General features: G+C 65.3%; 13 protein-coding genes. 11 read left to right on the forward strand and 2 right to left on the reverse strand.

Going from position 1 to position 12323, the window contains the following annotated elements; translation table 11 throughout:
- Window positions 1-158: 158 nt before the first annotated feature.
- Complete coding sequence (locus KPL81_RS04470) at window positions 159-776, forward strand: TetR/AcrR family transcriptional regulator (protein ID WP_219790848.1); 618 nt, start codon at window positions 159-161, stop codon at window positions 774-776.
- On the forward strand, window positions 773-1498 hold the full coding sequence (locus KPL81_RS04475) for a 1-acyl-sn-glycerol-3-phosphate acyltransferase (RefSeq protein WP_219790849.1): 726 nt from the start codon (window positions 773-775) through the stop codon (window positions 1496-1498). The genes KPL81_RS04470 and KPL81_RS04475 overlap by 4 nt, the downstream gene beginning before the upstream one ends.
- On the opposite strand, the gene KPL81_RS04480 is transcribed toward KPL81_RS04475, so the two are convergent.
- Window positions 1499-2782 carry an HlyC/CorC family transporter gene (locus KPL81_RS04480; protein ID WP_219790850.1) on the reverse strand — a complete coding sequence of 428 codons (1284 nt, stop codon included), beginning with the start codon at window positions 2780-2782 and terminating at the stop codon, window positions 1499-1501. It abuts the gene before it with no gap.
- Between the two features lie 75 nt (window positions 2783-2857).
- Window positions 2858-3658: a cytochrome C assembly family protein gene (locus tag KPL81_RS04485; RefSeq protein ID WP_209475850.1), complete on the reverse strand. Its 801-nt coding sequence runs from the start codon at window positions 3656-3658 to the stop codon at window positions 2858-2860.
- Between the two features lie 297 nt (window positions 3659-3955).
- Here KPL81_RS04485 and ffh point away from each other — a divergent pair, with 297 nt between their 5' ends.
- The 9 genes from ffh (at window position 3956) to thrC (ending at window position 12302) form a co-directional block, all read left to right on the forward strand.
- Window positions 3956-5365 carry a signal recognition particle protein gene (ffh, locus tag KPL81_RS04490; RefSeq protein WP_209475852.1) on the forward strand — a complete coding sequence of 470 codons (1410 nt, stop codon included), beginning with the start codon at window positions 3956-3958 and terminating at the stop codon, window positions 5363-5365.
- Window positions 5366-5608: 243 nt separating this feature from the next.
- Window positions 5609-5857, forward strand: a complete 249-nt coding sequence (rpsP, locus tag KPL81_RS04495) for a 30S ribosomal protein S16 (RefSeq protein ID WP_209475854.1) — start codon at window positions 5609-5611, stop codon at window positions 5855-5857.
- A gap of 23 nt (window positions 5858-5880) precedes the next feature.
- A complete protein-coding gene (gene rimM, locus KPL81_RS04500; protein WP_209475855.1) occupies window positions 5881-6438 on the forward strand; it encodes a ribosome maturation factor RimM in 558 nt (185 codons plus the stop codon).
- Window positions 6439-6476: 38 nt separating this feature from the next.
- Window positions 6477-7265, forward strand: a complete 789-nt coding sequence (gene trmD / locus KPL81_RS04505) for a tRNA (guanosine(37)-N1)-methyltransferase TrmD (protein WP_219791362.1) — start codon at window positions 6477-6479, stop codon at window positions 7263-7265.
- 144 nt (window positions 7266-7409) lie between these two features.
- Window positions 7410-7766 (forward strand): 50S ribosomal protein L19, encoded by a 357-nt coding sequence (rplS, locus tag KPL81_RS04510; protein ID WP_111412830.1) that lies wholly within the window; start codon window positions 7410-7412, stop codon window positions 7764-7766.
- A gap of 85 nt (window positions 7767-7851) precedes the next feature.
- Window positions 7852-8754 (forward strand): site-specific tyrosine recombinase XerD, encoded by a 903-nt coding sequence (xerD, locus tag KPL81_RS04515; RefSeq protein WP_420827850.1) that lies wholly within the window; start codon window positions 7852-7854, stop codon window positions 8752-8754.
- A gap of 3 nt (window positions 8755-8757) precedes the next feature.
- The gene (locus tag KPL81_RS04520; RefSeq protein ID WP_219790851.1) at window positions 8758-9516 is read left to right on the forward strand and encodes a DsbC family protein; all 759 of its coding nucleotides are present in this window, start codon (window positions 8758-8760) and stop codon (window positions 9514-9516) included.
- Window positions 9517-9592: 76 nt separating this feature from the next.
- On the forward strand, window positions 9593-10909 hold the full coding sequence (locus KPL81_RS04525; RefSeq protein ID WP_209475860.1) for a homoserine dehydrogenase: 1317 nt from the start codon (window positions 9593-9595) through the stop codon (window positions 10907-10909).
- Between the two features lie 4 nt (window positions 10910-10913).
- Window positions 10914-12302, forward strand: coding sequence for a threonine synthase (gene thrC / locus KPL81_RS04530; RefSeq protein WP_219790852.1), 1389 nt, complete (start codon window positions 10914-10916; stop codon window positions 12300-12302).
- The last annotated feature ends 21 nt before the right edge of the window (window positions 12303-12323 follow it).

A 12323-nucleotide genomic window follows, 5' to 3' on the forward strand; every position in this document is an offset into this window, starting at 1 on the left:
GCGTCTCCAGGTGTCGGGGTGGCGTCAGGTTAGCCAAGTCGAGCAAAACAGGAAAGGGCAGATGTTCAGTGGTCGAAAACAGTGTTCGATGTGCGCTATCCTAAGCTACCGGGTGAAGTACTTCCGCCCCGAGATGTGCAAGCTCTGCGAGGAACTCGATGGCTCGTCCCCGACAGCATGTGCCCGAAGCGCTCCATGCCCAGGTCATGGCCGCATGCGATGACTGGCTGCAGGGCAATCCCGTGCATGCGCTTTCGCTGCGCGCGTTGGCGCGCGAGGTGGGCTGTGCGCCGAGCACCCTGCTCAAGCTTTATGGCAGCTTCGGCAATCTTCTGCAGCACGTGAACATCGAGACCTTGGCAAGCTTGCGCACGGTCATCGAGCCGTTGACCCAGGGTGCGGAGCCTGAAAGGCAGATGCGGGCACTGGCACTGGCCTACTGGCAATTCGCCCAGCGCGAGCCGTTCCGCTGGCAGTTGCTGTTCGATTATCCGCTGGCCCAGGAGGGCGAGCTCGACCAGCGGCAGTCCGATATGATCGAGGCCCTGTTCCTGCGTGTCGAGACGAGCCTCAAGGAGTATCAGCCGGCGCTAGGCGACCTGGAGGCGAGGCGCCTCGGGCGTACCCTGTGGGGCAGCGTGCACGGCCTGGTACAACTGGGCCTCAACGAGCGTCTCGGCTACTGGCAGGGGCAGCAGCTCGAAGTGCCGGAGCTGCTCGACCAGTTGCTCTCCACCATTCTCGCCGGCCTCAGGAATAGGTCCGATATCGCGTGAAGCTCGTGCTCTACGGGCTGCTTGGCTCACTGGTGGTGTTGGGGAGCTGGCGTGTGGCGCGTGCGCCACGGCCGCTCATCCGCTTTCTCATCTTCGTGCTGATTCACTGCTGCTACCGCCTGCGCCTGCGTGGGCGTGCCTTCATCCCGGCCAAGGGGGCCGCGGTAGTGGTGTGCAATCACGTCAGCTTCATGGATGCGCTGGTCATGGGTGGGGCAAGCCCCCGCCCGTTGCGTTTCCTCATGGATCGGCCAATCTACGAGTCGCCTTGGCTCAACTGGTTGTTCCGGCTGGTGGGAGCGATTCCTGTGGAGTCCGATCGGCGTGATCCCGGCAGCGTGCGCCGTGCCCTGGAGGAGGTCAGTCAGGCGCTGCGCAGCGGCGAGATAGTGATGCTCTTTCCCGAAGGGCGATTGACTCCGGATGGCGAGGTGCATGCCTTTCGCCGTGGCCTCGAGACGATCCTGGCGCGTGACCCGGTGCCGGTGATTCCGGCTGGCCTGTCGGGTCTGTGGGGCTCATGGACCTCGCATCGCGATGGTCCGGCGCTGTCCGGGCGGCCGCGTCGCTTCCGAGCCAGGGTGGCACTCTACTTCGGCAAGCCGATACCGCCCCGGCTGGCGCGCCGCGAACTGCTCGAGGCGCGGGTGCGTGCGCTCAAGGCCGAGGGCGATACGTGGGTCTGCGCGCGCGAGGTGACTTCCTCGTCGCGGCGACCCTGATCAGGGCTGACGCCGGCCGCTGCGTACCGTCTGCCAGCAGCGCGCCGAGGTGATCAGGTTGTCGCGGACGTCGAGAATCTCCATGCGAACGCTGCCGATCTGGAGGCAGGCAGGGCCGTCGGGAAAGGCTTCCAGATGCTCCAGGATCAAGCCGTTGAGGGTCTTGGGGCCATCGGTGGGCAGTTTCCAGCCCAGCGTCCGATTGATATCGCGGATGTTGGCAGTGCCATCGATCACGTGGCTGCCGTCGTCCTGACGGTGGATCTCCTGATCCTGCCCGGCCACGTCGGTGGTGAACTCGCCGACGATCTCCTCGAGGATGTCCTCCAGCGTGACCAGCCCCTCCACGTCGCCGTATTCATCCACCACGATACCGATGCGCCGCTTCTGCTTCTGGAAGTTGAGCAGTTGAGTGTGTAGCGGTGTCGACTCGGGAATGAAATAGGGCTCACGCGCTTCCTGCACGATGGAGGCCTTGGTGACCTCATCACGTGAAAGGAAGCGCGCCGCGTTGCGCAGGTGCAGCATGCCGATGATGTTGTTGATGTCGCCCTTGAACACCGGCAGGCGGGTGTGCTGGCTGGTGCGGATCTGGGCCAGGATGGCTTCCAGCTCGTCGTCCAGGTCGATGCCGACCACCTCGTGGCGCGGCACCATGATGTCGTTGACCGTGACGTTCTCGAGATCGAGGATCGACAGCAGCATGGCCTGGTGGCGGCGTGGAATCAGCGTGCCCGCCTCGTGCACCACGGTGCGCAGTTCGTCGCGAGTCAGGCTGTCCGCACCGCCCTCGATACTCTTGACCCCGAGCAGGCGCAGCAGGCCGTTGGAGATCGCATTGACCAGCCATACCAGCGGATAGAGCAGCTTGAGCAGCGGTTCGAGTATCAGCGATGAGGGGTAGGCGATACGCTCGGGCTTGATCGCGGCATAGGTCTTCGGGCTGACCTCGGCAAAGATCAGGAGAACGATGGTCAGGATCAGTGGGGCGATCGCGGGGCCGGAAACCTCGCCGAAGAAGTGGATGGCGAGCACGGTGGCGATGGCGGCCGCCAGGTTGTTGACCAGGTTGTTGCCGATCAGGATCACGCCGATGAGCCGATCCGGGCGGCCCAGCAGCCGTAGCACTCGGCGAGCCCGGCCATCTCCGCTATTGGCCTCGTGATTCAGCCGGTAGCGGTTGATCGACATCATGCCGGTCTCGGAGCTCGAGAAGAAAGCGGAAAGACAGATGAGCAGGAACAGCAGGCCGAACAGCAATCCCAAAGGGAAGTCGTCGCTCAAGGTCGTTGGATCCTCGTTGGCGTGTCAGCCCCGTTTGTAGGGATTAGGCTCGGCAGTGTCAAGGGGGCTTCCGATTCAGGTGCGGTTGAGGATGACTTCCAGCACGAGTTTGCTGCCGAAATAGGCCAGCAGCAGTACGGCGCAACCACCCAGTGTCCAACGCACCGCACGCATGCCTCGCCAGCCCAGGATATGATGGCTGATCAGCAGGATGGCAAAGATTACCCAGGCGGCCAACGAGAGAATCGTCTTGTGGGCCAGGTGCTGGGCAAACATGCTCTCGACGAAGACGAAGCCGCTGAGGATCGACAGGGTGAGCAGTGCCATGCCGGCCCAGATCAGCTCGAACAGCACGCGCTCCATCGTGGCCAATGGGGGAAGCACTTGCACCATGCCACGAATATGGTGATGACGCAGGGCTTGATTCTGCAGGCCGAGGAGTATCGCCTGGCAGGCGGCGATGAACAGAATGCCGAAGGCCAGGGCCGAACTCACAGCGTGTAGGGCGATGCCCGGCGTCATGCCGCCGGTGCGCTCGGGGCTCGGCAGGCCGACTGCCAGAAGCAGCGCCAGGCCCGACACGGGGAACAGGGCGACGGCCACGCTGAGCACCGGCTTGGCCAGGCTCACGCTGAGCAGCAGAAGCACCATGATCGCCGTCAGTACCACCGCGCTGGTCGACAGGCCCGGCATCAGGCCGGGGCTCCGGTCGATCAGCCCGACAGCGACGGGAAGATGGAAGAGCAGGCCGAGCAGGCCCAGGGCGCGCACCAGGGCAGGACGCTGCGGCACGCGCCGAAGCAGCGTGAGCCCTTGCCAGGAAGCTGCGCCCAGGTAGAGGATGAAGGCCATGATGGCCAGAGGAAGCGCCTGCATCAGTTGTCGTCCGTGCGCCGTCGCCGACGTCTTTGCATCTCATGTGGATGGTGTCTGTCGAGAGCTCCACTATACCCAATCCTCGCTGCGGCGCACAGCCGTGGCGCGTGGTGGCATGCATGGAGACTGGCCGCCGCAGGGCGTATAATGTCGCCCAGATTCTACAACCGCATCATCAGGGCTGTTCCGTCGCCGGGTGGGCCGTCGCTTTCGCGAAGTGCGTGACACGTCGCCGCAGGCCCTATCGCCAGGACGAGACATCGCCTCGATCCGACAGCCTGACAGCCGGAGTGGCTTATGTTCCAGAACCTCAGCGAGCGGCTTTCTCAGACGCTCAAGTCGATCAAGGGCCAGGCACGCCTGACCGAGGACAACATCAAGGACACCCTGCGCGAGGTGCGTCGCGCCTTGCTCGAGGCCGATGTCGCCCTGCCGGTGGTCAAGGATTTCATCGAGCGGGTGCGTGAGCGTGCGGTGGGCCAGGAGGTGTCGAAGAGCCTCTCGCCCGGCCAGCAGTTCGTCAAGATCGTCCAGCAGGAGCTCGAGGCGACCATGGGCGAGGCCAACGAAGGGCTCTCGCTCAAGGGGTCGCCCGCGGTGGTGCTGATGGCCGGCCTGCAGGGGGCGGGCAAGACCACCTCCGTGGCCAAGCTGGCGCGCTACCTGAGGGAGCGTGAAAAGAAAAAGGTGCTGGTGGTTTCCGCCGACGTCTATCGCCCGGCAGCCATCGACCAGCTCGAGACGCTGGCCGGCGAGGTGAACGTCGACTTCTTCCCCTCGCGCTCCGACCAGCAGCCGGTGGCCATCGCCGAGGCGGCGATCAAGCACGCCAAGATCCAGTTCCACGATGTGGTGATCGTCGACACCGCCGGCCGCCTGGCCATCGACGACGCCATGATGGCCGAGATCGCCGAGCTGCACCGCTCCTGTCAGCCGCAGGAAACCCTGTTCGTGGTCGACGCCATGACCGGTCAGGATGCAGCCAACACGGCCAAGGCGTTCCACGAGGCGCTGCCGCTGACCGGCGTGATCCTGACCAAAGCCGATGGCGACGCCCGCGGCGGTGCGGCGCTGTCGGTGCGTCACGTCACTGGCAAGCCGATCAAGTTCATGGGGGTGGGCGAGAAGGTCGATGCCCTGGAGCCCTTCCATCCGGACCGGGTGGCCTCGCGCATCCTCGGCATGGGCGACGTGCTGTCGCTGATCGAGGAGGCCGAGCGCACGGTCGACAAGAAGAAGGCCGAGCAACTGGCCAAGAAGGTCAAGAAGGGCGAGGGCTTCGACCTCGAGGACTTCCGCGACCAGCTTCAGCAGCTCAAGAAGATGGGCGGCATGGGCGGCCTGCTCGGCAAGCTGCCCGGCATGGGGCAAATGGCCGAACTCGCCCAGGGGCCGGGGCCGGAGAAGGAGCTGGGCAAGCTCGAAGCGCTGATCAACTCGATGACGCCCCAGGAGCGGCGTAAGCCGGAGATCATCAACGGTTCGCGCAAGCGTCGCATTGCCGCCGGCGCCGGCCTGCAGGTGCCCGACCTCAACCGTCTGCTCAAGCAGCACAAGCAGATGCAGAAGATGATGAAGAAGGCGGGCAAGAAGGGTGGCATGCAGAAGATGATGCGCGGCATGTCCGGCATGATGGGCGGAGGCGGCCCCGGCGGCCCCGGTGGGATGGGCGGTATGGGAGGCCCCGGCGGTTTCCCGTGGCGCTGATGCGGCGCTCGAGAAAAGGGTTTCAAAGCGGGGCTGATTTCCGTAGAATGCTGCGTCTTCATGGCAGGACCGTGGTTCTGCCCGGCTGCACGCTTGTAAAGAAGCGCAAGTAAAGAAAGTGACCGAATGACGCGAAGGCGGGTCCACGGGCCCGCTTTCCTGGCAGTTGCCGAGTACCCCGGCCGTTCGCCGGGCCGGCGCATCGGTATTAAACGTAACCTCAACCGAAGGACAGTTAACGCCATGGTTACCATTCGTCTGGCACGTGGTGGCGCCAAGAAGCGTCCCTTCTACCACCTGACCGTGACCGATTCACGCAACGCCCGTGATGGCCGCTTCATCGAGCGCCTGGGTTTCTTCAACCCGATCGCCCGCGGTCAGGAAGAGCGTCTGCGCGTCGACCTGGACCGCATCGCCCACTGGCAGAGCCAGGGCGCGCAGCTGTCCGGCCGCGTTGCCGAGCTGGTCAAGGAAGCCCGCAAGCAGGCCTGAGCCTGTGATGCCCCGTCAATGTCATGAGTGAGCAGGCCGCAAGCAGCATGCGCGACGACCACGTCGTGCTGGGCAAGTTGACCAGCCCCTACGGCGTCAAGGGGTGGCTCAAGGTCTACTCCCATACCAGTCCGATGGACGGCATCCTAGATTATCCCGAATGGGTGATCAGGCAGGGTGGTGCGTTGACGCGCCATCGGCTGTTGCAGGGGCGCCGTCATGGCAAGGGCCTGGTAGCCCTGCTGGAAGGCATCGACTCGCGCGAATCCGCCGAACGCGCGGCCGGCGCCGAGATCCTGCTGCCCAAGACGGAGCTGCCCGAGCTAGGCGGCGGCGAGTACTACTGGCACCAGCTCGAAGGGCTCACGGTCGTGACCCGCGAGGGTGTGGTGCTGGGGCGTGTCGCCTACCTGTTCGAAACCGGGGCCAACGACGTGCTGGTGGTCAGGGGTGACCCGCAGGGGGAGCCGCCGGCCATCGACGATCGTGAGCGTCTGCTGCCCTTCCTGCCCGACGAGGTGATCGTCGGGGTGGATCTGGCGGGAGGCACCCTGAGCGTCGACTGGGATCCGGACTTTTGAGCTTTGAGACAGAAGCCGGGGCGAGCGCAGTGCCGGCCATGTGGGTCGGTGTGGTGTCGCTGTTCCCGGAAATGTTCGAGGCCATCACCCGACACGGTGTCACCGGGCGAGCGGTCGACCAGGGGCGCGTGGCGCTGGAGTTCTGGAATCCGCGCGACTATGCCAGCGACCGGCATCGTACCGTGGATGACCGCCCCTACGGCGGCGGTCCCGGCATGCTGATGAAGGTCGACACCCTGCGTGCGGCTATCCATGCCGCCCGCAAGAGGGCGGGCGAGGCGACGGGGCAACGGCCCAGGGTCATCTACCTGTCGCCCCAAGGGCGACGGCTCGACCAGCAGGGCGTGCGCGAGCTGGCCTCCGGCCCTCCGCTGGTGGTGGTGGCCGGACGCTATGAGGGCATCGATGAGCGCATCGTGGAGAGCGACATCGATGAGGAATGGTCGATCGGCGACTATGTGCTCAGCGGCGGCGAGCTGCCGGCCATGGTGCTGATCGATGCTGCGGCAAGACTGGTTCCCGGTGTGCTGGGGCATCAGGATTCCGCGGTCGAGGACTCCTTCAACGAGGGGCTGCTGGACTGCCCGCACTATACACGCCCCGAGGAGATCGACGGGCGGCGAGTGCCCGATGTGCTGCTCAGCGGACATCACGGCGAGATCCGGCGCTGGCGGCTCAAGCAGTCGCTGGGGCGGACCTGGCTGAGGCGCCCCGACCTGCTCGAAGGCAGGACGTTGAGCGACGAGCAGCGCACGTTGCTCGAGGAGTTCATCGAAGAGTACGCCCTGTCAGGTGCCAGGGCGGAGGTGCAGGACGCGAAGCGCTGAGGCCGTGCCTCTCGGGTTTTCCCACGCTGCGGACCTGCGTCACCCATCATCTCCCGCGCTCTCGAGCCAGGCTCGGGCGCCGGGATCACGCGCCGTCGTCGATCTTGTAAGAAGCGGCGGCGCCGAATACGAGGAGTCATTATCATGAGCAGCAAGAACAAGGTGATCCAGGCGCTCGAAGCCGAGCAGATGAGCAAGCAGGTGCCGGAATTCGCCCCGGGCGACACCGTCGTCGTGCAGGTCAAGGTCAAGGAGGGCAACCGCGAGCGCCTTCAGGCCTTCGAGGGCGTGGTGATCGGCAAGCGTAACCGCGGCCTGAACTCCGCCTTCACCGTGCGCAAGATCTCCCACGGCGTTGGCGTCGAGCGTACCTTCCAGACCTACAGCCCGCTGGTCGACTCCATCGAGGTCAAGCGTCGCGGCGACGTGCGCCAGGCCAAGCTGTACTATCTGCGCGAGCGCAGCGGCAAGTCTGCCCGTATCAAGGAAAAGCTCTCCTGATCCGGGTTGGCTGAAGGCGCTTGCGCCATCGCGAAGCCCCGCCACCGCTCACGCGGGGCGGGGCTTCGTCGTAGTGGACGATGACATGACACACGACAGCCGATCCCTGGCCCTGATCGAGACGTTCCTCGATGCCCTGTGGCTCGAGCGCGGGGCCAGCGAGAACACGCTCGCAGCCTACCGGCGCGACCTGGAGGCCTGGGCGGCCCGGCTGGCGGAGACGGGTGGCGAGCTGCTCACGCCGGATGCGGCGCTGCTGCCGGCCTGGCTCGACGCGCGCCGTGCTGCCGGCTATCAACTGCGCAGCAATGCCCGCTTGCTCTCCAGCCTGCGCGGCTTCTATCGCTGGGCGCTGAGCGAAGGGCGCATCGGGCGCGATCCGCTGGCCGAGGTGCGTCTGCCACGGGTGCGTCCCAACCTGCCGGATACGCTTGACGAGGACGAGGTGGAGCGCTTGCTGGCTGCACCTGACCTGGCGACCGATCTCGGCCTGCGCGACCGTGCCATGCTCGAGGTGCTCTACGGCTGCGGTCTACGCGTCTCGGAGCTGGTCGGGCTAAGCGTCGATGCCGTCAATCTGCGCCAAGGGGTGGTACGGGTGCGCGGCAAGGGTGACAAGGACCGGCTGGTCCCGCTGGGGGAAGAAGCCGTACACTGGCTGACACGCTACCTGCGCAGCGCTCGTGGCGCGCTGATGAACGACGTGACACGACCGGCGCTGTTTCCCGGGCGTGGCGACAATTGCATGACGCGCCAGACATTCTGGCATCGGATCAAGGCCCATGCGCGCACCGCGGGTATCACGCGTCCGCTGTCTCCGCATACGCTGCGGCATGCGTTCGCCACGCATTTGTTGAATCATGGGGCCAATCTGCGTGTCGTACAGCTGCTGCTCGGGCATAGCGACCTGTCGACCACCCAGATCTATACCCATATTGCGCAGGCGCGACTCGAAGCACTGCATGCCGACCATCATCCTCGAGGCTGAATCATGATTGCGTTCCTTCACCGTCCTGCCGGGGCCCTTTTCACCCTGGCCCTTCCTCTGGCAGCACTGCTGCTGCCCGGCGCCGTGCTGGCCGATGGTGCCGAACGGCTCGCCGAGCGCCTCAAAGTCAACGGCCAGCCAATGCCCGTTGCCAGCGTGCACGAGACGCCGCTGGAGGGCTTCTATCAGGTGCGGCTGGAGTCCGGCGAGGCGTTCTACAGCGATGCCGAAGGCAACTACTTCCTGGTCGGTGACCTTTACGAGAACGGTGAAGGCGGCCTGACCAACCTGACCGAACAGGCGCGCAACGTCGAGCGCACCGAGCAGCTTGCCCAAGTGCCCGAGAGCGAGCGGGTCGTGTTTCGCGGTACCGGCGACAGCCGCGCCAAGCTCGTCGTCTTCACCGATACCACCTGTCCTTATTGTCGGCAGTTTCACGAGGAAGTGCCGGCGCTCAACGAGATGGGCGTCGAGGTGCACTACCTGGCGTTTCCGCGGGCCGGCATGAACTCACAGGGCGCTCGGATCCTCGAGCAGGTCTGGTGTGCCGACAATCGCAGCGAGGCGATGAGCGCGGGCAAGCGCCAGGAAGCCATTTCCGCTAGCGCCGACTGCGACAATCCGGTCGAGGAACAGTATCATCTGGGCATGGCCATGGGCGTACAGGGTACGCCGGCCATCGTGCTGCCCGATGGCCGGCTGGTGCCGGGCTACGTACCTGCCGAGCGCCTCGCCGAGATGCTTGGCCTGGCCGCCGAGTGAGAGATGAGCGATGGCAGACAGAGAGCTGCCGAATGAATGAACGCTGGACATGAGACACCATCAGGGGAGCAGGACATTGAAACCGGTGAGAGTGGGAATCTGTGGTCTGGGTACCGTCGGTGGCGGCACCTTCAATGTGTTGACGCGCAACGCCGACGAGATTGCACGGCGAGCCGGCCGCCCGATCATTATCGAGCAGGTGGCGCTTCGCAGTGCCAATCCGGAGTGCGACCTCACCGGTATCAAGACCACCAATGACGTCTTCGAGGTGGCCCGCAACCCCGACGTCGACGTGCTGGTCGAAGTGCTGGGCGGCTATGACGTGCCTCGTGAGCTGGTGCTGACGGCCATCGCCAACGGCAAGCACGTGGTTACCGCCAACAAGGCGCTGATTGCGGTGCACGGCAACGAAATCTTTCAGGCCGCCCACGAGCAGGGCGTGATCGTGGCGTTCGAGGCCGCCGTGGCCGGCGGGATCCCCGTCATCAAGTCGCTGCGCGAGGGACTTGGCGCCAACCGAATCGAATGGGTCGCGGGGATCATCAACGGCACCGGCAATTATATCCTTACGCACATGCGCAGTGAGGGGCGCGCCTTCGAGGACGTGCTCGCCGAGGCCCAGGCACTGGGCTACGCCGAAGCCGATCCCACCTTCGACGTGGAGGGCATCGATGCCGCCCACAAGCTGACCATCCTGGCTTCCATCGCCTACGGTGTGCCGCTGCAGTTCGAGAAGGCCTATACCGAGGGCATCTCGCGGGTCACCTTCGACGACGTGCAGCAGGCCGACAATCTCGGTTACGTGATCAAGCACTTGGGCATTTCCAAGCGCACTGAGCAGGGCCTTGAACTGCGCGTGCATCCGACCCTGATTCCCAAGGAGCGACTGCTGGCCAACGTTCACGGGGTCAAGAACGCCATCGCCATCATGGGCGATGCCGTGGGCCCGACGCTCTACTATGGTGCTGGAGCAGGCTCCGAGCCCACCGCCTCGGCAGTGGTCGCCGACCTGCTCGACGTGGCCCGCGACATCGCCACCGACCACCACTACCGCGTACCCTACCTGGCTTTCAGCGGTATCGGCGAGGACGAAGGCAACCTGCCGATCCTGCCCATGGAAGACATCGTTACCGCCTACTACCTGCGCCTGCTGGCGGTGGACCGCCCCGGGGTGCTGGCGCGCGTGGCGACGATTCTTTCCGAGCAGGGCATCTCCATCGAGGCACTGGTGCAGAAGGAAGCTACCGAAGGCGAGCTGGTGCCGATCATCCTGCTGACCCACAGCTGCCGTGAAAAGCAGATGAACGAGGCGATCCGCCATATCGAGTCGATGGCCGACATCGCCGGGCCGGTCACGCGCATTCGCGTTGAATCGCTGGACGAGCAGGAGTAAGGGCATGCGCTATATCAGTACCCGCGGGCAGGCACCTGCGCTCTCTTTCGAGGAGGTCGTGCTGACCGGCATGGCCAGCGACGGCGGGCTCTACGTGCCGGAGGAGATCCCGCAGCTCTCGCGCGATGGACTCGAGGCGATGGCAGGCCTCTCCTACGCCGAGATCGCCTTTCGCGTGATGCAGCCCTTCGTCAACGGCGAGATCGACGACGAGACGTTCCGCGGCATCGTGCGCGATGCCTACGCCACTTTCAGCCACGACGCCGTGGTGCCGCTCAACCAGCTCGACGCCAACCACTTCCTGCTCGAGCTGTTCCACGGCCCGACGCTGGCGTTCAAGGACGTCGCCCTGCAGCTGCTCGGCCGTATCCTCGACCACTTCCTGGCCAAGCGCGGCGAACGCGCGGTAATCATGGGGGCTACCTCGGGCGACACCGGCTCGGCGGCGATCGAAGGCTGTCGTCACTGCGACAACCTCGACATCTTCATCCTGCATCCGCACAACCGGGTTTCCGAGGTGCAGCGTCGCCAGATGACCTCGGTGCTGGCCGACAATGTCTTCAACATCGCCATCGAGGGCAACTTCGACGACGCCCAGGCCATGGTCAAGGCGAGCTTCGCCGACCAAGGCTTCCTGAATGGCACGCGCCTGGTGGCGGTGAACTCGATCAACTGGGCGCGCATCATGGCCCAGATCGTCTACTACGTGGCTGCCGGCGTGGCGCTGGGTGCGCCGCACCGCCAGGTCAGCTTCTGCGTGCCCTCGGCCAACTTCGGCAACGTCTTCGCCGGCTACATGGCCTATCGCATGGGGCTGCCGGTCAAGCAGTTCATCATCGCCACCAACGCCAACGACATCCTGCACCGCACCATTGCCGCCAACGACTTTTCCAAGCAGGAGCTCAAGGCAACCCTGGCGCCTTCCATGGATATCGTGGTGTCATCCAACTTCGAGCGCCTGCTGTTCGAGGCCTACGAGCGTGACGGCGCCGCCGTGGCCGCGCTACTCGAGCGTTTCCAGCAGGAGCCCACGGCGCTGGCCGAGGCCCCGCTTACGCGGCTGCGCGCGCTGTTCGCCAGCCACAGCGTCGACGATGCCACCATCCTCGAGGTGATCCGCGAGGCGCACCACCGCACCAAGGAGGTGCTCGACCCGCACACCGCCACCGGCTACCGCGCCGCCGAGCGTGCCCGGGCCGATGCCGCCACGCCGATGATCACCCTGGCCACGGCCCACCCGGCCAAGTTCGCCGAGGCGGTGGTCAAGGCGGGCTTCCCCGGCGTGCCGCTGCCGCCGCACATGGATGACCTGCTGGAGCGGGAGGAGCGCTACACCGTGCTGCCGGCGGAGTTGGCGAAGGTGCAGGCGTTCGTGGCCGAGAACCGGCGATAGGATCAGCCAAGGTAGCAAGGG

The organism is Billgrantia antri (genome assembly GCF_019430905.1).
Lineage (GTDB): Bacteria > Pseudomonadota > Gammaproteobacteria > Pseudomonadales > Halomonadaceae > Halomonas > Halomonas antri.

What these genes read in the sequence shown, in the direction of transcription:
- KPL81_RS04470 (WP_219790848.1), top strand. Translation starts at nt 159, where the DNA reads ATGGCTCGTCCCCGACAGCATGTGCCCGAAGCGCTCCATGCCCAGGTC.
- KPL81_RS04485 (WP_209475850.1), bottom strand. Translation starts at nt 3,658, where the DNA reads ATGCAGGCGCTTCCTCTGGCCATCATGGCCTTCATCCTCTACCTGGGC.
- ffh (WP_209475852.1), top strand. Translation starts at nt 3,956, where the DNA reads ATGTTCCAGAACCTCAGCGAGCGGCTTTCTCAGACGCTCAAGTCGATC.
- rpsP (WP_209475854.1), top strand. Translation starts at nt 5,609, where the DNA reads ATGGTTACCATTCGTCTGGCACGTGGTGGCGCCAAGAAGCGTCCCTTC.
- rimM (WP_209475855.1), top strand. Translation starts at nt 5,881, where the DNA reads ATGAGTGAGCAGGCCGCAAGCAGCATGCGCGACGACCACGTCGTGCTG.
- trmD (WP_219791362.1), top strand. Translation starts at nt 6,477, where the DNA reads ATGTGGGTCGGTGTGGTGTCGCTGTTCCCGGAAATGTTCGAGGCCATC.
- rplS (WP_111412830.1), top strand. Translation starts at nt 7,410, where the DNA reads ATGAGCAGCAAGAACAAGGTGATCCAGGCGCTCGAAGCCGAGCAGATG.
- xerD (WP_420827850.1), top strand. Translation starts at nt 7,852, where the DNA reads ATGACACACGACAGCCGATCCCTGGCCCTGATCGAGACGTTCCTCGAT.
- KPL81_RS04520 (WP_219790851.1), top strand. Translation starts at nt 8,758, where the DNA reads ATGATTGCGTTCCTTCACCGTCCTGCCGGGGCCCTTTTCACCCTGGCC.
- thrC (WP_219790852.1), top strand. Translation starts at nt 10,914, where the DNA reads ATGCGCTATATCAGTACCCGCGGGCAGGCACCTGCGCTCTCTTTCGAG.